The 22,420-nt window shown below is 68.4% G+C and carries 17 protein-coding genes and 2 tRNA genes; 6 read left to right on the top strand and 13 right to left on the bottom strand.

What is annotated here, in order from left to right:
• The first annotated feature begins 101 nt into the window (after positions 1–101).
• On the top strand, positions 102–305 hold the full coding sequence (locus ACFHW1_RS04015) for a CopG family ribbon-helix-helix protein (protein ID WP_416550916.1): 204 nt from the start codon (positions 102–104) through the stop codon (positions 303–305).
• Positions 302–700, top strand: coding sequence for a type II toxin-antitoxin system death-on-curing family toxin (locus tag ACFHW1_RS04010; protein ID WP_416550915.1), 399 nt, complete (start codon positions 302–304; stop codon positions 698–700). Before ACFHW1_RS04015 ends, ACFHW1_RS04010 begins: the two co-directional genes overlap by 4 nt.
• On the opposite strand, the gene ACFHW1_RS04005 is transcribed toward ACFHW1_RS04010, so the two are convergent.
• Both ACFHW1_RS04005 and ACFHW1_RS04000 read right to left on the bottom strand, forming a co-directional pair.
• Complete coding sequence (locus tag ACFHW1_RS04005; RefSeq protein WP_416550914.1) at positions 690–4,757, bottom strand: trypsin-like peptidase domain-containing protein; 4,068 nt, start codon at positions 4,755–4,757, stop codon at positions 690–692. The two genes, ACFHW1_RS04010 and ACFHW1_RS04005, sit on opposite strands and share 11 nt — an antisense overlap.
• Before the next feature lie 17 nt (positions 4,758–4,774).
• Complete coding sequence (locus tag ACFHW1_RS04000; protein ID WP_416550913.1) at positions 4,775–5,104, bottom strand: CU044_2847 family protein; 330 nt, start codon at positions 5,102–5,104, stop codon at positions 4,775–4,777.
• 374 nt (positions 5,105–5,478) lie between these two features.
• On the opposite strand from ACFHW1_RS04000, the gene ACFHW1_RS03995 reads away from it, so the two are divergent.
• Both ACFHW1_RS03995 and ACFHW1_RS03990 read left to right on the top strand, forming a co-directional pair.
• Complete coding sequence (locus tag ACFHW1_RS03995) at positions 5,479–6,168, top strand: hypothetical protein (RefSeq protein WP_416550912.1); 690 nt, start codon at positions 5,479–5,481, stop codon at positions 6,166–6,168.
• Positions 6,165–9,491, top strand: coding sequence for an ATP-binding protein (locus ACFHW1_RS03990; protein WP_416568052.1), 3,327 nt, complete (start codon positions 6,165–6,167; stop codon positions 9,489–9,491). Before ACFHW1_RS03995 ends, ACFHW1_RS03990 begins: the two co-directional genes overlap by 4 nt.
• A gap of 166 nt (positions 9,492–9,657) precedes the next feature.
• On the opposite strand, the gene ACFHW1_RS03985 is transcribed toward ACFHW1_RS03990, so the two are convergent.
• The 5 genes from ACFHW1_RS03985 to ACFHW1_RS03965 all read right to left on the bottom strand — a co-directional run bounded on the left by ACFHW1_RS03985 (position 9,658) and on the right by ACFHW1_RS03965 (position 12,503).
• Positions 9,658–10,692: a trypsin-like serine peptidase gene (locus ACFHW1_RS03985; RefSeq protein ID WP_416550910.1), complete on the bottom strand. Its 1,035-nt coding sequence runs from the start codon at positions 10,690–10,692 to the stop codon at positions 9,658–9,660.
• A gap of 327 nt (positions 10,693–11,019) precedes the next feature.
• Positions 11,020–11,469: a VOC family protein gene (locus tag ACFHW1_RS03980; RefSeq protein ID WP_416550909.1), complete on the bottom strand. Its 450-nt coding sequence runs from the start codon at positions 11,467–11,469 to the stop codon at positions 11,020–11,022.
• 192 nt (positions 11,470–11,661) lie between these two features.
• Positions 11,662–11,799: a hypothetical protein gene (locus tag ACFHW1_RS03975; RefSeq protein WP_416550908.1), complete on the bottom strand. Its 138-nt coding sequence runs from the start codon at positions 11,797–11,799 to the stop codon at positions 11,662–11,664.
• Entirely contained in the window at positions 11,796–12,032 is a 237-nt protein-coding gene (locus tag ACFHW1_RS03970) for a hypothetical protein (RefSeq protein ID WP_416550907.1), read from the bottom strand. The genes ACFHW1_RS03975 and ACFHW1_RS03970 overlap by 4 nt, the downstream gene beginning before the upstream one ends.
• A gap of 54 nt (positions 12,033–12,086) precedes the next feature.
• Positions 12,087–12,503 (bottom strand): hypothetical protein, encoded by a 417-nt coding sequence (locus tag ACFHW1_RS03965; RefSeq protein WP_416568051.1) that lies wholly within the window; start codon positions 12,501–12,503, stop codon positions 12,087–12,089.
• A 56-nt stretch (positions 12,504–12,559) separates the two neighbouring features.
• Here ACFHW1_RS03965 and ACFHW1_RS03960 point away from each other — a divergent pair, with 56 nt between their 5' ends.
• Both ACFHW1_RS03960 and ACFHW1_RS03955 read left to right on the top strand, forming a co-directional pair.
• Positions 12,560–13,987, top strand: coding sequence for an acyl-CoA synthetase (locus ACFHW1_RS03960; protein WP_416614823.1), 1,428 nt, complete (start codon positions 12,560–12,562; stop codon positions 13,985–13,987).
• 440 nt (positions 13,988–14,427) lie between these two features.
• Positions 14,428–15,495: a hypothetical protein gene (locus ACFHW1_RS03955; protein ID WP_416568049.1), complete on the top strand. Its 1,068-nt coding sequence runs from the start codon at positions 14,428–14,430 to the stop codon at positions 15,493–15,495.
• Between the two features lie 740 nt (positions 15,496–16,235).
• Here ACFHW1_RS03955 and ACFHW1_RS03950 read toward each other — a convergent pair.
• From ACFHW1_RS03950 to gyrB, 6 genes are all read right to left on the bottom strand, one after another.
• Positions 16,236–16,308 (bottom strand) — tRNA-Ala (locus ACFHW1_RS03950).
• A 51-nt stretch (positions 16,309–16,359) separates the two neighbouring features.
• Positions 16,360–16,488, bottom strand: a complete 129-nt coding sequence (locus ACFHW1_RS03945; protein ID WP_282233038.1) for a DLW-39 family protein — start codon at positions 16,486–16,488, stop codon at positions 16,360–16,362.
• Between the two features lie 34 nt (positions 16,489–16,522).
• Positions 16,523–16,596, bottom strand: a tRNA-Ile gene (locus ACFHW1_RS03940).
• Between the two features lie 175 nt (positions 16,597–16,771).
• Positions 16,772–17,761 (bottom strand): DUF3566 domain-containing protein, encoded by a 990-nt coding sequence (locus ACFHW1_RS03935; RefSeq protein WP_416550903.1) that lies wholly within the window; start codon positions 17,759–17,761, stop codon positions 16,772–16,774.
• Positions 17,762–17,764: 3 nt separating this feature from the next.
• Positions 17,765–20,293, bottom strand: coding sequence for a DNA gyrase subunit A (gene gyrA, locus ACFHW1_RS03930; protein ID WP_416550902.1), 2,529 nt, complete (start codon positions 20,291–20,293; stop codon positions 17,765–17,767).
• A 124-nt stretch (positions 20,294–20,417) separates the two neighbouring features.
• The gene (gyrB, locus tag ACFHW1_RS03925; protein WP_416614822.1) at positions 20,418–22,361 is read right to left on the bottom strand and encodes a DNA topoisomerase (ATP-hydrolyzing) subunit B; all 1,944 of its coding nucleotides are present in this window, start codon (positions 22,359–22,361) and stop codon (positions 20,418–20,420) included.
• Positions 22,362–22,420 lie beyond the last annotated feature (59 nt).

The following is a 22,420-nucleotide window of genomic DNA, read 5'->3' as shown; positions in this document are numbered from 1 at the left end:
CCGACCCGATCATCCGACTCGGCAACGCCACCCGGTTGATCCACTCCAGGTCACCGGTCCGCCGCAGGGCCAGTGTCACTTGTAAGTCGTATGATTTTCCTATGATTACCACAGTCAACCTGCCGGACGATCTGCACGCGCGGCTCAAGCAGATCGCTGAGACCGAGCACCGGTCGGCCAACGCCACCATCGTCGTCGCGATCGAGGAGTACGTCGCGAGGCACAGCAAGCGCTCCAAGGTGCGTGGGTTGGCCGCAGACGTGGCCGAGCGCCACCGCGAACTGCTCGACCGACTGGCCCAGTGACCGTCCACCTCGACGTCGAAGACCTGCTGGAGATCGGCTCGATCGTCTTCGGCACGCCAGTCAAGGTCCGCGACTACGGGCTGCTCGCCTCCGCCGCCGCCCGACCGACCACGATCGTCTTCGGGCAGGAGGCCTACCCCGACCTCGCAGGAAAGGCAGCCAGTCTGCTGCACTCGATCTGCGGCAACCACGCACTCGTCGACGGCAACAAACGCCTGGCGTGGGCCGCCGCGCTGGTCTTCATCAACCTCAACACCGGGACGCCGATCCCGGACGTCGACGTCGACCGCGCTGAGGAATTCATGCTCGCGGTCGCCGACGGCACCCTGCACGAGGTCGATGCGATCGCCGCAGAGCTGCAACGGCTCGGGCTCCTCGATGCACTCAACTCGTGATCGTGAGCGCCAGCAGGCCCTGGTCCAGCCCGATCAGTAGCGTGTCGTCGACGGTGCAGCAGGCCAGCGCTGGATGGAGCACGGGAATCGTGCGTACCGCGCGAGCGGTCGGTGGGTCCCAGACCCGGACGGTGCGGTCGTGGCTGGTCGAGGCGAGCAGGTCACGCCCACCCACCCGGACCAGGCTAAGCCCGGTCACCGGCCCAGTGTGCCCGGTCAGCCAGTGGATCGGCTGACCCAGCTCGGCGTCCCACAACCGGATCGTGTGGTCCGCGCTGGCCGATGCCAGCGCCGGACGGCCGGCGACCACGAGCCCGCAGAGTGCGTTCACCGCGTCCTGATGCCCCTGCTGCGACCAGAGCTGCGTGCCGTCGGTGTCCCAGAGCATGACGGTGCCGCTCTTGTCCGCGGAGGCGAGCAGCTCGCCGGCCGGCCCGGCGACCGTGGCCAGCGTCGTCACCCAGGCCAGGGTCACGTGCCCGAGTAACACCTGGCGCACGTCGCCCGAGTACGGACGCCACAGCCGGACAGTCTGGTCGTCACCGGCAGAGGCCACCAACAGCTCCGCGTCGTGCCGCACCGGGCAGACGGCGGCGACGCGCTCGTAGTGGCCGTTCATCTCCCCCTGCAGTGTCCCGTCCCGCGCGTCCCACAGCTTGACGGCTCGATCATCGCCAGCGGTCAGGATGCGCGGCTCCTCCTCGTCGGGTACGACACACAGCGCATTGACCGGGCCGTCCGACGCCCGGAACTCGCGCAGTTGGGCACCGGTGACCGCGTCCCAGATCCGTACCTGCCCGTCCAATCCGGCGGATGCGACCAGCCGGCCCTCGGCGCCCGGCACCGGGCACACCGCGGTCACCGCCCCGATCCGGTCGTGCTCGGCGACCGCTCCCGGCGGTCCACCGCCCGGGTCCCACAGTCGCACGGTGCCGTCGTCGCCGGCGGTGGCGAGCATCCGGTTGTTCGCCGTCGGCAGCTCGCAGACCGCCCGGATCCAGCTGGCATGCCCGCGCAAGCTCGGTCGGGGGATCCAGGTCTGCTGCGGGGCGCCGGTCGGCACCTCCCACATCCGGATCAGTCCGTCCTCACCGGTCGAGACCAGCAGACAGCCGTCACTGGTATCGACTGTGCACAGATCGGTCAGCGGACCTCCGGTTCGCAGGACCTGGACGCACGCCCCGGCCACGGGATCCCAGATTCGCACCGTGCCGTCATAGCCCGCCGAGGCGAGCAGGGTACGGCCGGGGGTACGCACCGCGTACAAAGTGTTGACCCAGCCGAGGTGACCGGTGAGGACTCCGGTCGGCTCCCCACCGGTCGCTGGGTCCCACAGCCGCACCGTGCCGTCGTAGCCGGTGGAGGCGAGCAACTGTCGGTCCCCGACAGGAACGTGGGTCACCGCCGTCACCCAGCCGGTGTGCCCGCTCAGCACATGGCCCGGTCTGCCCGTGCCCGGATCCCACAACCGCACCGTCCGGTCGTCACCGGCGGAGGCGAGCAGGTCACCGTCGGGCATTGGGATCGCGCAGATGTTGCGTACCCAGTCGCCGTGGCCACGCAGCTCGTGCCGGCGGTGCCCGGAACGCGGGTCCCACAGGCCGATGGTGCCGTCGTGGCTGGCCGTGGCGAGCAGCACCTCACCGGTGGCGAGGCGCACCGCGCAGACACCGTGGATCGTGTCGTCGTGGCCGGTGAACGTCTGCTCGGCCTGGTTGGTCAGCGGATCCCAGAGTCGCACCGTGCCGTCGTCGCCGGCCGAGGCGAGCAGCCGACGCCCGTCGATGACGATCGCCGCGACGTCGTAGACGGCCTCGGAGTGTCCGTCAAGGATGCTGCGTTCCTGCCGAGGCGGGGTGTGCGCCCAGCCTGCCCGGTACGGGGCGGCCGCCGCCGTGATCCCGTTGTCCAGGCCGTCGAGCCGGTCGACGACGGAGAACAACGCCGCCCGCTCAGCCGGTGCGGCTGCCACCGCCAGCGGGGTCCGTTGCAGGAGCCGGGCACGGGTGACGGCGAGCGGCGCCTCGGCCGCGTCCGCCACCGTGAGCAACCGGTCCAGGTGGGCGTGCAGCAGATAGTCGTCGTCGGTGAGCAGCTCGTCGACTGCGCCGGCGCCGGCCGCGTGCTGCGGCAGCGACCGCAGCAGGTAGTCGAACGCTGTGGCCCATCCGGTAGCTCGCGCGATGGTGGTCCAGTTCGCCAGCAGCCGGGCGTGGTCGTCGCGCCGCGAGGCCTGCGCGTCGCGATCGGCCAGCAGCGCGTCGTTGAGCGCCTGGTGGAACAGCCGGTACGCGGGCTGAGCGCCGCCGCCCGTTTCGACGAGGAAGTTCGCCGCCGAGGTACGCGCGAAGTCCGCGAGTTCCGGCTCGGTGACCGCTCCGCCGAGGGCTTCGATCGCGGACTGCCACAACGGCAGCGGCAGTCCCGGCGTCTCGGCGTACGCCAGGGCGGTCAACGCCAGCCGGGCCGATGTCCGACCGGCGGTCGGCAGCCCGGCCAGGTAGGTGTCCAGGGCGTGCGCCACGGTAGCGGTGAACGACACCTCGTCCGGGTCGATCGCGGTGTTGTCGCGCAGTGCGTGAGCGCGGGCGACCAGGCCAGCGACCAGGAAGTTTCCCTTGGCGAGCGCGGCGATGCGGCGGGCGAGCGGCGCGGCGACGGTCGGATCGGCGTACGGGTTGCCTGGTCGTTCGGCACCGATCAGTTGCAGCGTCGCCTGGGCGTAGTCGGCCAGGTCGGATTCGGCGAAGTACTCGGGCGCGTCCAGGTCGACGAGTTCCGCGTTACCGCCGAAGCGGCTGATCAGGTCACCGTGATCGTCAGAGCGCCGGGTGCCGATCACGATCCGCAGGCCCCGAGGGCCACAGTCACGGGCCAGGGGCATCAGGATGTCGTCGATCACCATGCGCGCCTGCGCCGGGTCGGTCGCCTCGTCGAGCGCATCTAGGATCAGGGTGAACCGGGTCCGCCGGTGGTTCAGCTGGTCACGCACGGCAGGCATCAGATCAGCCGGTACGCCGGGCAGCTCGACGGCGACGGCACGGGCGATCTCGGCGGCGACTTCGAGGGCGGTCTTGCCCTTGACATGAACCGCGCAGGAAACCGCACCGACCGGAGCTCGGACGGCCACGTCGGTGTCGGCCAGCTCCCCGCTGATCTGCTGGTCGGCGGTGGTGACGATCCGCCCGAGTACGGCTGACTTGCCGACCCCCGGCGACCCGGTGACGATCAGCGGCCGGCGGACCGGTTCGGCGCTGTCGATCCAGTCAACGATGCGGCGCAGGGCGGCGGCCCGGCCGCGGAACCGCGCGCCGCCCTCGGTGTCGACCGCGACCCCGCGTGCCCTGGGCAGCCAGTGTCGGCCAGCCTCGCCGTCGGTGGCCAGGGCCCATCCCCAGGCGGCGAGGGCGGCGTCGTCCGCGTCGGCGGCCCGCCAGGCGGACAGGGTCGCCAGCTTCATGTCCGGTAGTTGCTGGTCGGCGTAGTGCAGGGTCACGGCTTGGCCGCCGCCCTGAGCGTCGGCGGTGACAACGACGCCGACCACCGCCTGGTACTCGGATGACCAGACGGCACCGCCGCTGAACCCTTTGCTCAGCTGGGTGGCCGGCGAAGTGTGGATCATGACGCGGCCCCACCCACCGGGCTGGCCGACACTACCTTCGGCATGGCAGCCGCCGACCACGTGCGTCGGGAACCCGTACGTCCAGTAGGTACTTCCCGCCAGCGGCTTGGGGGGCAGACAACGAAGTCGGGCCGGGGTCACCGAGGCCGGCACCCGCTCCACGAGTTCAAGCATGACCAGGTCGACCTTGGCGCCCCGCATTCCGTCGTGCGGGCATCCGCCGATCCGGCGGCGGTCGAACCAGGTGACCTTCTCGGCCAGTGGAAATGAGATCCAGAGGTCGTCGTACAGCTGCCCGTCGTTGCCGAACGCGACATGGTGGCAGGTCAGCACCAGGTTGCTCTCCACAACGACGCCGGTACCGACGGGGGTGTCCTGGTGCTGCCCACGGTGCAGGGCGACCAGCCAGGAGCAGTCGTCGGGTCCTGCGGTCACCAGCCGCTCCGTCCCGGTCAGCGCCGCATCGTGGTGCCGGCGTCCGGCGGCCCACCCGGATACCAGCCGAGGGTGACTTCGAAGTTTCCTTCAGCCGCCGCCTTGGCGACCACCCAGTTGGTCGTGCCGGTCGCCTTGATGCCGAACTTCACCTCGACGGCGTCCGGGGAGACCGCCTTCACCTGGTCCAACAACACGCTGGCGGCGGCGATGGCAGGTGCGGCGGACTCCCGTACCCAGCCAACGACGTCGCCGACCCCGGCCGGCTGAAAACCAACCGGCGGATCAATCTCGACCATCGCTACCGTCTTGTCGTCGACCTGGTAGCGGACCACTTCGGACTGCACCGCACACCTCCGCTGCCCGCCAGAAACGGGCATAAGACCGCAGCCCGCGCTTTGCGGACCGCCACCCGGGTTGCACCGACCAGCCATGCTGCCTCTCACCGACGAGATTTGGCAACGGTTCTATTCATGATCACTTTCCGGCCCCTGCGAACAGGTGTTTCAGGTGACCTCCTGCCCTGCGACATTGAAGATCAACTCATCGCGGAGTGTCAGCTATCTGCGCCGCACGGACGGACCTTGCGCCGATCCGGCGGTATCGGCAGAATCGGCCAGTGCCCAGCCGCCCCCGGCCCAGCACCCATCTTCCCGGCCACCCCGAGCTATTGATCATCGCCATGTCGATGCGACCGCTCACGCCCCTTGAGGAGCACCGCATGTCGGAGAAGGAACTCACCCTCGTCGAGCGGTGCGTACTCATCAACCTGATGGTCAAGGCCGCTCCACTGCAGCAGAGCTACCTGATCAACGTCGCGGGCGTCACCGGGTTCAAAGCGACCCATCGCCGCGCCCTGAAATCCCTCGGGCTGATCGAGGTGACGGAGAAGCCGATCACCCTGCACCTGACCGACAGCGGGTGGCGGGCGGCCAAGGCGGAGTTGAGCAAGGACGAGCCACCGAAGGGTGCCGGCACCGCCGGTGCGACGCTCTACACGGTGCTCGACTTCGTTCGTCGGCTGATCGACCACTCGGGCGTGCCAGCCGACGACCTGTTCCGGATGCAGTTCAAGCCCAACGAAATCGCTTCCACCACTGACCCGGCAGAGCCGGTCGCGACGCCGGCCAACGGCAGCGAAGCGAGCCAGGTCGACGCGGCCACGCGGATCCGGCGGGCGTACCACGAGCTGATCGACAAGCCCGGCGACTACGTCATGCTGGCCGCGCTGCGGGCCGCGCTCGCCGATCTGTCTCGCGACGATCTCGACGCCGCGCTGATCAAGCTCAACCAGGACCCCGACGTTGACCTGATCCCGGAGTCCAACCAGAAGTCACTCACGCCACAAAACCGTGCAGCAGCAGTGAGCATCGGCAACCAGGACAAGCACCTCATTGCCATCTCGTCATGATGACGGAGCAGGAACGGCGCGCCCTCGCCGCGCTCCGGTTCAACTGGGCACCCACCCCGGACGACGTCTGGAAGCCAGCCCCGTTTCACGTCGACGGGCTGCACCACGAAATCGTCCAGCTGGTGATGGAGAGCTTTGCCGAAGCCCACCACACGATCGACTCCAGCCCGGTGGGACTGGCGATCCTCGGGCAACGCGGCACCGGTAAGACGCACCTGCTCGGCGAGGTGCGCCACCGCGTACAGGGAGCCGGAGGCTTCTTTTTCCTGGTAAGCCTGCTGGAGGCTAGCGCCTTCTGGCGCAGCGCGGCGCTGTCGATGATAGATGGTTTCGCTCGGCCGCTGCCCGACGGTACGACCCAGGTGCGCAGCTTCCTTCTCCGGCTGGCAGACAAGATCAAGGCGCCGAGAGCCGTCCGCCGGGCCATCACCGGCGATGGTGAACTCACCCGGCATGCCCTTGATGCCTTTGTTGATCAGATCCGTAAGACCGACCGCCACATCGGCACTGAATGCCAGGACACGGCACGGGCGCTGGTTCTGTTCGCCTCGGACATCGGCACCGCGCAGGATGTCGGCCACGACTTCCTCTGCTCGAACGACGAGGAGGAAGTCGGCGCTCGGACCGACTGGGGTATGCGACGCCACCGGCGGGCTCCCCAGGAAGTGGTTCGCGACACGTCCCGGCTGCTGGCGATGGTTGGCCCGACAGTCGTCGCAGTCGACCAGATAGACCTGCTTGTCGCGCAGTCAGTGAAGTCGACCAGCCTCGAGACCCGTGGTGAGGTCGACTGGCAGGCTTCGCTGCTCCTGGAGCAGGTGGCGACCGGGTTGATGTCGCTACGGGAAACAATGCGTCGCTCGCTGTCAATCGTCTCCTGCCTGCCGCACACCTGGCAGAACATCAAGGAACAGGCCACCGACACCGTGCAGGATCGGTTCCGCGAAGCGGTACGGCTCAAGAAGATTCCGTCGCCGGAGATCGGCCGAGAGCTGGTGGAGAAGCGGTTTGGCCTGGTCTTCGACGAGCTGGGCTTCACCCCGCCGTACCCGACGTGGCCGATTCACCCGTCCGCCTTCGCTGAGGTAATCCAGTTCACGCCGCGCGAACTGCTCCGTCGGATCGACACCCAGGTGCGCTCCTGCCTGGCCGACGGGCAGGTGCGCGAGCTCGCCCACCTGCTGCTCGCGCAGTCCGGAAACGACGGCCCGGCCACGAGGTCCGATGCCGTTTCCACACCCGATCGGTCCGACAAGTCCGAGGTGCAGGGCGCCGCGCAGCCGGTGCCGGCCGAGTCCGACCAGTTCGTCAAGATCGACATCAGCTACGCCGAGTTGATCGAGTCAGCCGAGACCGCAAGCGCGGTGCAGCCGTCCAGCGAGGACCTGAGCGTGCCGGCGCTGCTACAGGCCGGGTTGACCGCGTGGATCGCCGCCCAGGGCGGATCGGCCGCTGAGTTCAGCCTCGACCCGCTGCCGTTCAGCGGCAAGCCGGCTCTGCACGCCCGGTTACGGCGGATGCTCGACGAGGAGACCGAGGACGAAGAGCACTGGTCGTTCCGGGCCGTCTGCGCCCCGCACCACATTGCGGCGCTCAACCGGATCCGCAACGCCATGACCACCGCCGGGTTGACCGAGGGGGTCACCAAGCGGCGACTCTTCCTGCTCCGCAGCGCGGACTGGTCGGCCGGTGCACGTACCCGGGAACTGCTCGACGCGTTCACCAGAGCCGGCGGGCGGACGCTTCCCTTCCCCACCGCGGACATCAGGCGCCTTGCCGCCCTGGAACGGCTGATTCAGCAGTACGGGTTGGAACGGCTGCGGCCATGGTTCGCCACCCGGCAGCCGGCCTCCACCGTCGCCTTCCTACGCGACGCGCTCGATGGCGGTGCCGACGCCGGCAGGTACAGCCATGCTGACAGTCACGACACGACGGCACCAACCGAGCCCGATCCGGCCATGCAACCGGTCGGCCCGCCGGTGCGGGCGGTCGGCCGGGCCTCCGTATCGGTGCGGCCGGCGGCTAGCGGGAACTCGTCCGCTGGTCGAGGGGGGCCCGCCGAGAAGCTGGCGGTGCCGGCCGGGATCGACCCGCCCCAGTTGACGATCGGGTCCGTCGCCGGCCGGGCGGAACCGGTCCGGATGGGCTTGGAGTCACTGCGTCGGCACACGGTGATATTCGCTGGCTCGGGATCCGGCAAGACGGTGCTGATCCGCCGGCTTGTCGAGGAGTGCGCGCTGCGTGGCGTGTCCGCGATCGTGCTGGACCCGAACAACGACCTCGCCCGACTCGGCGATGCCTGGCCGGAGCCGCCGACCGGCTGGGGTCCGGAGGATCCTGATCGGGCTGCCGCTTACCTGGCCGGCACCGACGTGGCCGTCTGGACGCCTGGGCGTCGTGCTGGCCGCCCGCTGAGTTTTCAACCGTTGCCGAACTTCGGTGACGTGCTCGACGACCCCGACGGGTTCCGCGCCGCCGTCGACTCAGCCGTCGCCACGCTCGCGCCACATGCCCGGGTCGACGGCGGCACCGACAAGGCGAGGCTGGGGCGGGCCGTGCTGCGTGAGGCGCTGACCGGGTACGTCCAGAACGGTGGCAGCGACCTGCAGGCGTTCACCGAGCTGTTGAACGATCTACCGGACGGGGTCAGCCAGCTCGACAGCGCGCCGAAGCTGGCAGCAGGCATGGCGCAGCTACTGAAGGCAGCGTTGATCGAGGATCCGCTGCTCGGCGGTGACGGCACTCCCGTCGACCCGGGCACCTTACTCACGCCGCCGCCGGGGCGACACGCCCGCGTCTCGGTGATCAGCTTCGTCGGACTGCCACACGACCACCAGCGGCAGAGTTTTGTCAACCAGTTACAGCTCGCCCTGTTCACCTGGATCAAGCGAAATCCGGCCGGCGACCGGCCACTCGGCGGACTGTTCGTGATGGATGAGGCCCAGACCCTCGCACCATCCGGCTCGGTCACCGCCTGCACCCAGAGCACCCTCGCGTTGACGTCACAGGCCCGTAAGTACGGGCTCGGTCTGGTCTTCGCGACCCAGGCCCCGAAGGCGCTGCACAATCAGATCCCCGGCAACGCTGCCACCCAGTTCTTCGGCCTGTTGACCGCACCTGTGCAGATCGAGGCGGCCCGTGACGTCGCGCGGGCCAAGGGTACCGACATCCCTGACGTCGGCAAGATGGCTACCGGACAGTTCTACGCAGCGGTGGAGGGCGCGCGGTTCGTCAAGCTGCAGGCGCCGATGTGCCTGAGCCACCACCCGCACAGCCCGTTGACGACCGAGGAGGTCGTACAACGAGCCGCTGAGCACCGGTGACCGTACCGGTGACAACGACGTTGGTTCGCGGCGGAGGACAGGCCACGCCAATCAGCGGCTGCCAATCAGCGGATTGGCAGCCGCTGACGGACTGGCAGCGGGGGTAGCCCCGGCCGGATCGGCCGAGGCTACCTTTGGACGGGACGGATCAGGTGGACGGGTCGGATCAGGCCGGCGAAAGGCCTTCGGCGAAGTCGTACAGGCTCTTGATGTCGTTGTCGAAGTACGGGCCGTCGAACTGACCATTGCCCGGGTTGTCACCGTGGCTGACCACGCTGTTGATGTACCCGTAGCCGGTCGAGTCGTTGTATTCCTGCAGCCAGGGTCCGCCGCTGGAACCGTACGTCATGTTGCAGTACATCCGGATCTGCTGACCGCCGGGGTTCCACGTGGTGCCCTGGCAGTAGTACTGGCTCTCACCGCCGCCCAGGTTGGACGGGTATCCGAGAGCGGTGACATAGACGCTGTAGCTGTAGTTCCAGCGCAGTCCGTGGCCACCGACGGTGTCGACGACCTTGGCGCCGAAGATGCCACCGTTGTTCATGATGGCGATGCCCATGTCCTCGGCGAAGCTTCCGCTGGTGATCCACGCGGTACGGGTGTTCAGGCTGTTCGCCACGAAAGTGCCGTACGGCCGCACGCCGTTGCGGTAACGCGGGACGAACTGCCAGTTGCTGTACCACTGTCCGCCAGGGCCCTGGTGGACACAGTGCCCGGCGGTCATCACCAACCGGCGCTTGCCGCTGGCGACGGTGCTGGCTGAGCAGGAGGCGGTGCCACCGGTGGGGGTGGTGAAGTAGACCTTGCCGACGGCCTGCGACTCGTTGAGCATCAGTCCGACGTCACCGCGGCTGCCGAGGCTCGGCGCGACCGGCGCCACCGCACCCGCCGGCCCGTCGGGCTTGGCGTCGACGATCGTCGATTCGACACCCTTCGCCGACCTCGCGAAGGTCAGGTCGACCGCCGATGCCATCCGCTCCTCGGTCCAGAAGTCGGTGACCTCCTTGGCGATCTTCGCGTTGGTGATCGCCCGGCCATCGAGGGTGCGGGCGACGGTGCTCGTGTTGCCGTCCGACTTGAACGGCGACGACTCCGCCTGGGCCGCCGGCGCGCCGGTGACGACCAGCGCGAGTGCCAGGCCGGCCATCGCCGACCAGCGCAGTGTGGATTTCAAGAGACCCTCCCTTGTCTTGGTACCCATCTGGGCGCTAGCAGCGTATTGGCAAATTTCCATTGATCACAACGCAAGCAGAATGACTGATCACGGACACTCGCGGAACTTGCCGCCTGAGCTGGGTAGATGCAAACCAGAACCGCTGGATCCAAATTTCACCAAACGCTTCGACATCATGTGATCAGAGAGCGCCACAGAGAATCAGAGATTTCACGTCTCATTTATCCCATAGCATCCCGATATACATCCGAAATACAAGCCATATGAGTTTCCGGAGGCAGCGACGAACATTTGTGGCAGGAATCCGACGACGTGTTTCAGAACTGACCGGTAGCAGTCAGAAAAGAGCCCTAGCTAGTTGATCTGATCGACCGGGCCGAGCACGACGGTGCCATCCGACTCGACCCGCCAGCCCGGGTTGCAGGCGACCTCCCAGACCGTGCCGTTCGGGTCGGCGAAGTGCCCGTGGTAGCCGCCGAAGTCGGCCCGCTGGCCCGGGTTGAGGACCGTCCCACCGGCCGCCCGCGCCTCCGCGAGCACCCGGTCGACGTCCTCCGGCGTCGGCACGTTGTGCGCCAGCGTGAACCCGCCCGGCCGGGTCACCACCGCCGCAGCCGGGTCGATGTCGCGGCCGAAGGCGTCCGCGTCAAACAGGCCGAGTATCAGGCCCGGCCCGATCTGAAAGAAGATGATCTCCCCGGGTACGTCGAGCGTCGGACGCCAGCCCAGCCCGTCTCGGTAGAAGTGCCGCGCGGCGGCCAGGTCGGCGGTGGCCACGGTGACGAAGTGAACCTGCTGCCGCACCTGCCGCCTCCCCCGCTTCGACGAACCGGTCCCCAGGCTGTCATGAACAGGACAGCCGCGCGAATCCTGCCAGCCCGGACGGCGCCGGGCGCGACGCAGCAGTCGCTGCTGCTTCTCGATCGCCTCGAAGCCCAGGCCGCGCTGGCCAGCCGCTCGGCGCGGCGGGCCAGCACCCGCAGGTCATGCTCGACGTCACAGGGCCACCGTCACCCAGGGCAGCACCGACCCGAGCACCAGCAGCAGTCCACCGCCGGCCGCCGATCCGGCGGTGAGCAGCCCACGCAGCGGTAGGCGTACCCGGTTGACGAACTTCAGTACGGCGCTCGTCATGACGGCAGCCGGATCAGCAGCGTCACCACCGACGGCAGGCAGCGGGCCGGGCCGGCACCCAGCCGGCGCGGGCCGCTGGACCGCTGTCCCTCCTCCAGCCGCCGTTCATGTTCATGCCGTTGGCACTCCGGTTCGCGCCGGTACGTCTCCTGCTCGGCGCCAGCCCGCTCACCCCACCGGGCACTGCTGGGCTCGGATTCACTCAACGACTGCAACGGCTTGTCCGGATCCATCGGCGTCACCCCCTACCGATCTGGTCACACCCGGGCATCGGCTCACGGTCGCAGTCACGGTCGGGCCCCCCGGCTGGTCGCCCGCTGCCGGAGTATCAGGGTGACCAGGCAGACCAGCAGTCCGGCGGCCGGGCCGACCAGACCTGCGGCGGCGGCCCGTCCGTCCGGCTCCGGCGGCAGCGGACCGACGGCGAACCCGGCCACGCCGTCACCGGCGTACCGCTCGGCGTCGGCCAGCGTCACCCGGTACTCACCTGGGACGAGCGCCATCTCACCGACGCTCCAACCGAGCAACTGCGCCGACCCGGTCGTCACCCGGTGGTCGTAACCGAAGGCCAGCCCGACCAGCACCGGCTCGCCGTCGGCCGTCGTCACCTCTACATCGATCAGCCGGGGCGGGGCGGCGTCGATCAGCCGCTGGACCGCGTCGGGGCGGTCGGCCCCGGCGACGGTTCGGCGCAGCCCTGCCACGGACCCGACAATGGACCGGAGCCGGTCCACCCACCGGCAGGAGGAGAGTCGGGAAGATGGCGTTGCTGAACCTCACGCAACCGGCCGGCCGGCCGGCCGCGGTCACCGTCGGCGACCAGTCGATGTCCGGCGACGACCTACTCGAAGCCGCGACGGCCGTCGCCGGGCAGGTCGCCGACGCCGACACCGTCGCAGTCGACGCCACCGCCAGCCTCGACACGGTCGTCGCGCTCACCGGTTGCCTGCTGGCCGGCACCACGCTGGTCCCCGTACCGCCGGACGCCGGCCCGGTCGAACGCGGCCACATCCTGCGCGACTCCGGGGCCCAACTGCTGCTCGGCCCCGACCCGACGATGCCGGCCGGGGGTGGCTCCGACCGGGGCAGGCCCGGCCAGCGTCTGACCGTCGCTCCAGTCGATCAGCCGGGCCACTCGACCGGCCGGACACCCAACGGGCCCGGGCCGGACACTCCCGCGCTGATCCTCTACACCAGCGGCACCACCGGCGCACCGAAAGGTGTACCGGTCACCAGCGCCAACATCGCCGCCGACCTCGACGCCCTCGCCGAAGCCTGGGCGTGGACGCCGGACGACATCCTGGTCCACGGCCTGCCGCTGTTCCACGTACACGGTCTGGTGCTCGGCGTCATCGGCGCGTTACGCGTCGGCTGCCGGTTGGTGCACACCGGCCGGCCCACCCCTGAGGCGTACGCTGCCGCCGGTGGCACGCTCTACTTCGGCGTACCGACGATCTGGTCCCGGATCTGCGCCGACCGGCCCTCCGCACGGGCGTTACGCGCCGCCCGGCTCCTCGTCTCCGGTTCGGCGGCCCTGCCCGCCCCGGTCTTCCACACGCTCGCCGAGCTCACCGGGCAGGCACCGGTCGAACGGTACGGAATGACCGAAACCTTGATCACGGTCAGCAGCCGCGCCGACGGCGAGCGGCGACCCGGCTGGGTCGGTACGCCGCTCGCCGGTGTACACACCCGGCTGGCCGGTGAGGGTGGCGAGCAGTTGCTGGCGGACGGCGAAACGATTGGCGAACTGCAGGTTCGCGGCCCGATGGTGTTCGACGGTTACCTCGGCGCCGCCGGGCGCGGCGACTTCACCCCGGACGGCTGGTTCCGCACCGGCGACGTCGCGGCGATCGACCGGGTCGGCTGGCACCGTATCGTCGGCCGTGCCTCGACCGATCTGATCAAGAGCGGTGGTTACCGGATCGGTGCCGGCGAGGTGGAGAACGTGCTGCTGGCCCATCCGGCGGTACGCGAGGCGGCGGTCATCGGCGCACCCGACGCCGACCTCGGGCAACGGGTCGTCGCGTACGTGGTGGCCGAGGGCGTGTCCCCACAGTCACTGATCGACTTCGTGGCCACCGAACTCTCCGCCCACAAGCGGCCACGCGAAGTGCGCATCGTGGACGACCTGCCACGCAACGCGATGGGTAAGGTGCAGAAGAAGCTGCTGCACGATGACCGCCGGTAACATCCGGCCACTACCGACAGTAACTACACCGACATCAGCCGTTCGGCTGATGTCGAGCGTTCAGGGCCGGTGCCATAAGTTTTCTTTACTTGCGCCTCAAGAAATCATCATTTCTGGCGCTGAAGTTGATTCTTGATTGAACCGCTCCCTAACGTGTGCGTATGGCCTGGGACGACCAGTCGTCCGCTCCCGGTAAACCCCCGCCGGCACCGTCGTGCCCGAGCCTAATACAGAAATCACAGCATGGTGAGCATTCGGAAGGTGTGCACATGGGACAACCGGCTCACAGACGCGCCGCCAGACCCGCGAAGGGCGGACGGGCGCGCCGCGCCGCCATCGCGGTCGCAACACTGTCCGCCTTCGGGGTCCTGATCGCTGTCAGTCAGATCTCCAGTGCTGGGACGGATCGCAAGGCTAGCGAGCAGGTCAACGGACTCGATGTGCTCGGTACCGGATGTGACGACAGCTCGTTGGAGCCGCACGACGGTTTCCAGGTGGGCAGCCGCTGCGTCTCGACAGCGTTCGGCGAGGTCGGTGCGGCAGAGCAGAACCCGACGCTGCTGATCACCGAGTCGCCGGAATCGGTCGGCGTCGGCGAACCGTTCCAACTACGGGTCAGCACCCGCAATCTGGTCCGGGACCGCTTCCTGCCGGCGGCTCAGGGCGGGTACTACGTGGAGTCCGCGCTGCTGACCGGTGACGGGCTGACCCGCGGCCATTTCCACACCGCCTGCCGAATGCTGACCAGTACCACCGAGGCACTCGACCCGGAGCCGGTGCCGGCCTTCTTCGTCGCGACCGAGGACGGTGGCGGCGGTGCCGAGCCGGATGTGGTCACCATCCAGGTGCCCGGGCTGCCCCAGGAGGGAATCGCCCAGTGCGCATCGTGGGCCGGTGACGGATCGCACCGGATCCCGATGATGCAGCGGGCCAACCAGACCCCGGCGATCGACGCCGTCCGTATCGAGGTCCGAGCCGGTGGAGCTGAGGAACCGCCTGCTGAGGAACCGCCCGCCGAGGAACCGCCCGCCGAGGAACCGCCCGCCGAGGAACCACCGGCCAACGAACCGCCCGCCGAGGAACCACCGGCCGAGGAACCGCCCGCCAACGAACCGCCCGCCGAGGAACCACCGGCCGAGGAGACACCGGCGCCGGCCAGCCCCGAGGCGGAGATCACCGACGATCCGGCACCGCCGACGCAGGACGCCGAGCCCACGCCGGAGCCGACCGAGCCCGCTGCCGAAGAGGAAAACGAAGCCGACCCGACCCCAGAGCCGACCGCACAGCCGAGCGCGGACCCGAGCCCGACTGCCGCCGCCGGCGGAATCAATGCGCCGGCCGTGGACAACCTCGCAAACGAAGCGGACGCTGACGAGTCAGCCAGTCCGCTGGCACTGACCGGTGCGAACACAATGAACTTCCTGGTCGTCGGCCTGGTGCTGATCGTCGGCGGAGTGATTCTCGTCCACCTGACCCAACGTCGCCGCTATCCGAACCGGGAGCGCTGACGGTCAACAAGCCCACACCGCACAGCTGTGCCCACCACGCTCGACCGCGCGGTGGGCACAGCTGTGCCGCCCCCAGATCGTCGTCCGGCGCACGGCTCAGGCGCTGAGCTGGACCGTCAGCTGGTAGTCGTCGATCAACCCGGTCAGTACGCTCACGCCTGCCTGGTCGGCCACCTGCCAGACCACGGACACTACCTAGTTCCCCTGGCCTACCCGCCGGCAGGCCTGGGTGGCGTTGGACTGCCCGATGTCCGTAGTGAACACCAGACTGCCCGATCGTTGCGCAGCTGCGTGCGCGACTCGGCGCACAGCCCGCAGAACCCAAGCCGGCCGCGCTGGTGTTCGCCACGCGGGACGGCAGCCCACTCAGGCGGTCGAACCTTCGTCGACAGGTCCGGCGTCCAGCGTCGAATTGCTGGCCAAGTTCGCGACCGAGCGGGAAGCCGTCGACCGGGTCGCGCTCAAGGCCGCTGGCGGGCTCCGCTTCCACGACCTGCGGCACTCGTATGCCACGTGGCTCATCAGCGACGGGGTACCGGTCGACGCCCGTTCAGCGGGTGATGGGGCACGAACGCGCGTCAACGACTCTCAACCTCTACGTGCACCCGTCTGCCGACCACGACGACGTACGGGACGTGTTCGGCGACTTCTGCTGACGATTCGCTGATTCTGGTTCATGGCCCGGCTGGTCAGCGTGACCAAGGTCGATGCCCTGGCACACTGACCAGCCAAAACGTGGGTGGAGCCAAGGGGACTCGAACCCCTAACCCCTGCCTTGCAAAGGCAGTGCTCTGCCAGTTGAGCTATGGCCCCGAGCGGTCCCGCGCCAACGGTGCCGACCGCCGTCGGGGGACCGGAGTCGGATCAGCGAAGGTCAGGAGCGGTGGTCGCCTCGTGCCAGAGGGCACGCTCGTCGCTGGTCTCCTTGACCTTCTTGGCGATCAGCGCGGCTACGCCGATGACCCCGGCGATGATGAGGAGCTTCTTGACCATGGGGCGTGTCCCCTTACGCTCGACTGTCGTGGAGTGGGGCTAGCTGGAATCGAACCAGCGACCTCAGAGTTATCAGCTCTGCGCTCTAACCGACTGAGCTATAGCCCCGTACGCGACGAGCAAGGTTACCGCACCCGTGCCCTACACCCCAACTCGGGGCGAAAGCCACCGGCGTCCCGGCGAACGGAGCGCCGGACCATGGGGAGACTACCGGATCGCGGACGGCCGGGGCCAATGGGTATCGACCCGCCCGGCCGTCCTCCACTTCCCTGCGTGGGCCAGGTCAGTCCCGCTCGGCCAGGGTCAGTTCGATCCCGCCGACCAGGTCGGCGCAGACGTTGTAGATGAACGCGCCGAGCGTCGCCAGCGCGGTGTAGAGCACCACGTTGATCAGCCCGAACAGCGCCGCCGTGCCGATCACGCCCTGGGCGGTGATCCGCAGGCTCGGACCGTCCCCGGCTCCGGTGCCGATCAGGTCACCGAGGCTGGCGTTGACACTCTGGAACACGCCCATCGCGTCGAGCGCCAGGTAGAGCACCGAGGTCGCGACGATCACCACGATGAACAGCACCAGCGAGACCGCGAACGAGAACTTCATGACCGACCAGGGGTCGATCCGCTTCAGGTTCAGTCGAGCACGACGAGGCCCTCGCGAGGCAGCCGAGCTGACCCCGGGTCGCGCGGTCCGGGCACCGTCCGGGCCGACTCGCGCCGCGCCGGCACCGGTGCCGGCGCCGGCACCACCGATCGTGCGTACGGTCGGTGAACCCAGCCCGGTCCGCGAGCCGGGGGTGGCCGTACCCACCCGGGCCGTGCCGCCGATGGTGCCGAACTGCCCGGTGGGTCCGAGCCCACCGCCCGGTCGGGTGCCACTTGCCGCGGTGGCGCCGAGCGCTCCACCGGTGAATCCGCTGCCGGAGCTGGCCGGCGGAGCGGATGAAACAGGAGGTGCCGACGTCACAGGAGGTGCCGATCTTCCGGAAGAGGCGGAGCTGCCGCCGAGCTGAGTGGCGCTGTCGCCGGTGCCGCCGGCGCGGGTCGAACCGTCGACGGAGTCGCCGGTGTCACCGGCTGAGTCGTCGGCAGGTCTGTCGGGCGGGGGAGGCATCCCTGGCGCCCGGGTGAACTTGGGCGACGGCGAATCACCGGGCACGCTGGCCCGGCCGACAGCGGCGCGGCCGGTGGCCGTTGATGTGCCTCCGGCGGCGGATTCCTCGTCGACCGGAGCCGCCGAGGATCCTGTGCCCCCCGACTTCGCCTGGGTCTCCGTCATCAACTAGTCCTGTTCGTCAGGCTCGTCGGCATTGCGAGCAATGGCCACGATGGTCACGCCGTCTGGGAGGTCCATGAGCTTGACCCCCATTGTGTTCCGGTCCCGGGTACGTCGTACAGGCTTCACCGGGGTCCGGATCACGCCACCGTTGCTGGTGATCGCGAAGAGTTCGTCGCCCGGACTGATGACGACCGCGCCGACGAGACCACCGCGGCGCTCGGTGATCTTTGCAGTCAGCACGCCCTTGCCTCCCCGGCCCTGCACCGGATACTCCTCGATCGGAGTACGTTTCGCGTACCCGCCGTTGGTGGCGACCAAAACATCCAGGTCCATCCCCTCTCGGACGACCGCCATGGCGAGCAGCTCGTCGGTGTCGGTGAACCGCATCCCGATCACCCCCGACGTGGCCCGGCCCATCGGGCGCAGCGCCTCGTCGGTCGCGGTGAACCGAATCGCCTGGGCGTTCTTGGAGACCAGCAGCAGGTCGTCGGCCCCGCCGGCGAGAGCCGCTCCGACCAGTTCGTCGGCGTCCCGCAGGTTGATGCCGATGATGCCACCGGACCGGTTCGAGTCGAACTCCTCCAGCCGGGTCTTCTTGACTAGGCCGTTGCGGGTCGCCAGCACCAGGTAGGGCGCCACCTGGTAGTTCGGGATCCGGATGACCTGGGCGATGTGTTCGTCCGGCTGGAAGGCCAGCAGGTTGGCCACGTGCTGCCCCCGGGCGGTACGCGACGCCTCCGGCAACTCGTACGCCTTCGCCCGGTAGACCCGGCCCTTGTTGGTGAAGAACAGCATCCAGTCATGGGTGGACGCAATGAAGAAGTGGCTGACGATGTCGTCCTGGCGCAGCGTCGCACCGCTGACGCCCTTGCCGCCCCGGCGCTGCGAGCGGTAGAGGTCGACCTTGGTCCGCTTGGCGTACCCGGTGCGGGTGATGGTGACCACCACGTCCTCGCGGGCGATCAGGTCCTCCATCGAGACCTCGCCGTCGAACGGCACGATCTTCGTCCGCCGCTCGTCGCCCCACTTGGCGACGATTTCGCCGAGCTCCTCCGAGACGATCCGCCGCTGCCGCTCGGGCTTGGCCAGGATGTCCTTGAGGTCGGTGATCTCCAGCTCGATCCGGGCCAGCTCGTCGATGATCTTCTGCCGTTCGAGGGCCGCCAACCGGCGCAGCTGCATGTCCAGGATCGCGGTGGCCTGGATCTCGTCGACGTCGAGCAGCCGCATCAGGCCCTGCCGGGAGTCCTCGACCGTCGGCGACCGCCGGATCAGGGCAATTACCTCGTCGAGCATGTCCAGCGCCTTGACCAGACCGCGCAGGATGTGCGCCCGCTCCTCGGCCTTGCGCAGCCGGTACGCGGTGCGCCGCCGGATCACGTCGATCTGGTGCTCGACGTAGAACCGGATGAACTGCGCCAGGTTCAGCGTGCGTGGCACCCCGTCGACCAGGGCCAGCATGTTGGCGCCGAACGTCTCCTGCAGCTGGGTGTGCTTGTAGAGGTTGTTGAGCACCACCTTGGCGACGGCGTCGCGCTTGAGCACCAGCACCAGCCGCATGCCGGTACGCCCGGACGATTCGTCGCGGATGTCGGCGATCCCGCCGATCTTGCCTTCCTTGATCAGCTCGGCGACTCGCTCGGCAAGGTTGTCCGGGTTGACCTGGTACGGCAGCTCGGTGACGACCAGCGACGTCCGGCCCTTCTTGTCCTCCTCGACCTCGACCACGGCGCGCATCCGGATCGACCCGCGACCGGTGCGGTAGGCGTCCTGGATCGGGGTGGTGCCGACGATCAGACCGGCGGTCGGGAAATCCGGACCCTTGACGATCTCGATCAGTGCGTCGAGCGTGGTGGCCTCGTCGACCTCCGGATTTTCCAGGCACCACTGCACCGCCGCCGCGATCTCTCGCAGGTTGTGCGGCGGGATCTTGGTGGCCATGCCGACCGCGATGCCCTCGGAGCCGTTGATCAGCAGGTTGGGGATCCGGGCCGGCAGGATCACCGGTTCCTTGGCCCGCCCGTCGTAGTTGTCCTGGAAGTCGACGGTGTCCTCGTCGATGTCCCGCAGCATCTCCATCGCCAACGGGTCGAGCTTGCACTCTGTGTAGCGCATCGCGGCTGCCGGATCGTTGCCCGGGGAGCCGAAGTTGCCGTTGCCGTCGACCAGCGGGTACCGCAGCGACCAGGGCTGCGCCATCCGGACCAGCGCGTCGTAGATGGCCGAGTCGCCGTGCGGGTGGAACTGGCCCATCACGTCGCCGACGACCCGGGAGCACTTGACGTAGCCCCGGTCCGGCCGGTAGCCCGAGTCGAACATGGCGTAGAGGATCTTGCGGTGTACGGGCTTGAGCCCGTCCCGTACGTCCGGCAGCGCCCGCCCGACGATCACGCTCATCGCGTAGTCGAGGTACGAGCGCTGCATCTCGACTTCCAGCCCGACCGGCTCGATGCGGTCGTGGCGGGCGACCGCCGCCGCAGCGGCTGCCACGGGATCCGGCTCGCTGCCAAAGGACTCGGGAGTATCCGTCACAGTTAACCCTTATCAACCTTTAAACCGTCGTACCGTGCTGGACAACGGCTGTGGAAGCTGGCGAAGTTGCTGATGACGCGGCCGGGCCGGCACCGGTTCGGGGGTCGCCCGGCCGCGCGGGGCGCTAGATGTCCAGGAAGCGGACGTCCTTGGCGTTGCGCTGGATGAAGGAGCGCCTCGCCTCGACGTCCTCACCCATCAGAACGCTGAACAACTCGTCGGCGGTTGCGGCGTCGTCCAGAGTCACCTGACGCAGCGTACGCGTCGCCGGGTTCATCGTCGTCTCCCACAGCTCGGGGTAGTTCATCTCGCCCAGGCCCTTGAAGCGCTGGATGTCGTCCGGCTTGGCGTTCGGCTTCTTCTGCTGGCGCAGCACGATCAGTCCGTCGCGCTCCCGGTCGGAGTACGCGTACTGCGCGTCGTCGCCCTTCCGGTTCCACTTGATCTTGTACAGCGGCGGGGCGGCGAGGTAGACGTGGCCCAACTCGACCAACGGACGCATGAACCGGAACAGCAGGGTCAGCAGGAGCGTCTGGATGTGCTGGCCGTCCACGTCCGCGTCGGCCATCAACACGATCTTGTGGTAGCGCAGCTTCTCGATGTCGAAGTCGTCGTGGATGCCGGTGCCCAGCGCGGTGATCAGCGCTTGGACCTCGTTGTTCTTCAGCACCCGGTCGATCCGGGCCTTCTCCACGTTGAGGATCTTGCCCCGGATCGGCAGGATCGCCTGGGTACGCGGATCCCGCCCCTGCTTGGCCGAGCCGCCGGCCGAGTCGCCCTCGACGATGAAGACCTCCGACTCGCGCGGATCGGTGGACTGGCAGTCGGCCAGCTTGCCCGGCATCGACCCGGACTCCAGCAACGACTTGCGCCGGGCCAGCTTGCGGGCCTGCTGAGCGGCGATCCGGGCGCGGGCCGCCTGGGTGGCCTTCGTGATGATCATTTTGCCTTCGGCCGGGTTACGGTCCAGCCAGTCGACGAGCCACTCGTTGCAGACCCGCTGCACGAAGCTCTTCACCGGGGTGTTGCCCAGCTTGGTCTTGGTCTGGCCCTCGAACTGCGGGTTGGCCAGCTTGACCGAGATGATCGCGGCAAGCCCTTCCCGGATGTCCTCGCCGGAGAGCTTCTCGTCACCCTTGAGCAGCTTCTTGTCCATGGCGTACTTGTTGACCACGCTGGTCAACGCGGATCGGAAGCCCTCCTCGTGGGTGCCGCCCTCGTGGGTGTTGATGGTGTTGGCGAAGGTGTAGACCGACTCACCGTATGATTCGTTCCACTGCATGGCGATTTCGACCGACATGCCCTCCTCCTCCGCGCCGAACTCGACCACGCTCTTATGGATCGGGTTCTTCGAGGCGTTGAGGTGGCGGACAAAGTCCGAAATGCCACCCTTGTAGCAGAAAGTCACCTCACGGTGCTTCCCGTCTTCATCAGCCACCCGCTCGTCCCGCAGCTGAATGGTCAGCCCACGATTGAGGAAGGCCATCTCCTGCAACCGGCGGTAGATCGTCTCGAACGCGTACTCGGTGGTTTCGAAGATCGACGGATCCGGCCAGAAGGCGACCGCGGACCCGGTCCGGTTCGTCGCCTCGCCCTTGTCCAGCGGCGTCGGTTTCGAGTTGGCGTACTGCTGCCGCCAGACGTGGCCGTCCTTGTGGATCTCGACCTCCATCTTCACGGACAGCGCGTTGACCACCGAGACACCGACCCCGTGCAGACCGCCGGAGACCGCGTACGCCTTACCGTCGAACTTGCCGCCGGCGTGCAGCACGGTCAGGGCGACCTCGACACCCGGCTTCTTCAGCTTGGGATGCAGGTCCACCGGGAAACCGCGGCCGTTGTCAGTGACCCGCACCCCGCCGTCGGCGAGCAGCACCACCTCGATGGTGTCGCAGTGCCCGGCCAGCGCCTCGTCGACCGCGTTGTCCACGACCTCCCAGACCAGGTGGTGCAGGCCGCGCTCACCGGTCGACCCGATGTACATGCCCGGTCGCTTGCGGACCGCCTCGAGACCCTCCAGCACGGTGATCGACTCGGCGCCGTACTCCTGGTTGTTCTGCGCTGACACCCTCAGCCACTTTCTCGCACCTCTGGGCCGCGACGGCACAGGGACGCGGGGTTCGGCGA

Origin of the sequence: Micromonospora sp. LOL_014, assembly GCF_048060245.1 — a bacterium.
GTDB lineage: Bacteria > Actinomycetota > Actinomycetes > Mycobacteriales > Micromonosporaceae > Micromonospora_E.
The sequence above is the reverse complement of the archived record's forward strand: the minus strand, read 5'-3'. Positions and strand labels throughout refer to the sequence as shown.

Bases quoted from the DNA above. Each gene is read 5' to 3' on its own strand.
- ACFHW1_RS04015 (WP_416550916.1), top strand. From the start codon at position 102: ATGATTACCACAGTCAACCTGCCGGACGATCTGCACGCGCGGCTCAAG.
- ACFHW1_RS03995 (WP_416550912.1), top strand. From the start codon at position 5,479: ATGTCGGAGAAGGAACTCACCCTCGTCGAGCGGTGCGTACTCATCAAC.
- ACFHW1_RS03990 (WP_416568052.1), top strand. From the start codon at position 6,165: ATGATGACGGAGCAGGAACGGCGCGCCCTCGCCGCGCTCCGGTTCAAC.
- ACFHW1_RS03985 (WP_416550910.1), bottom strand. From the start codon at position 10,692: ATGGGTACCAAGACAAGGGAGGGTCTCTTGAAATCCACACTGCGCTGG.
- ACFHW1_RS03975 (WP_416550908.1), bottom strand. From the start codon at position 11,799: ATGACGAGCGCCGTACTGAAGTTCGTCAACCGGGTACGCCTACCGCTG.
- ACFHW1_RS03970 (WP_416550907.1), bottom strand. From the start codon at position 12,032: ATGGATCCGGACAAGCCGTTGCAGTCGTTGAGTGAATCCGAGCCCAGC.
- ACFHW1_RS03960 (WP_416614823.1), top strand. From the start codon at position 12,560: ATGGCGTTGCTGAACCTCACGCAACCGGCCGGCCGGCCGGCCGCGGTC.
- ACFHW1_RS03945 (WP_282233038.1), bottom strand. From the start codon at position 16,488: ATGGTCAAGAAGCTCCTCATCATCGCCGGGGTCATCGGCGTAGCCGCG.
- ACFHW1_RS03935 (WP_416550903.1), bottom strand. From the start codon at position 17,761: ATGACGGAGACCCAGGCGAAGTCGGGGGGCACAGGATCCTCGGCGGCT.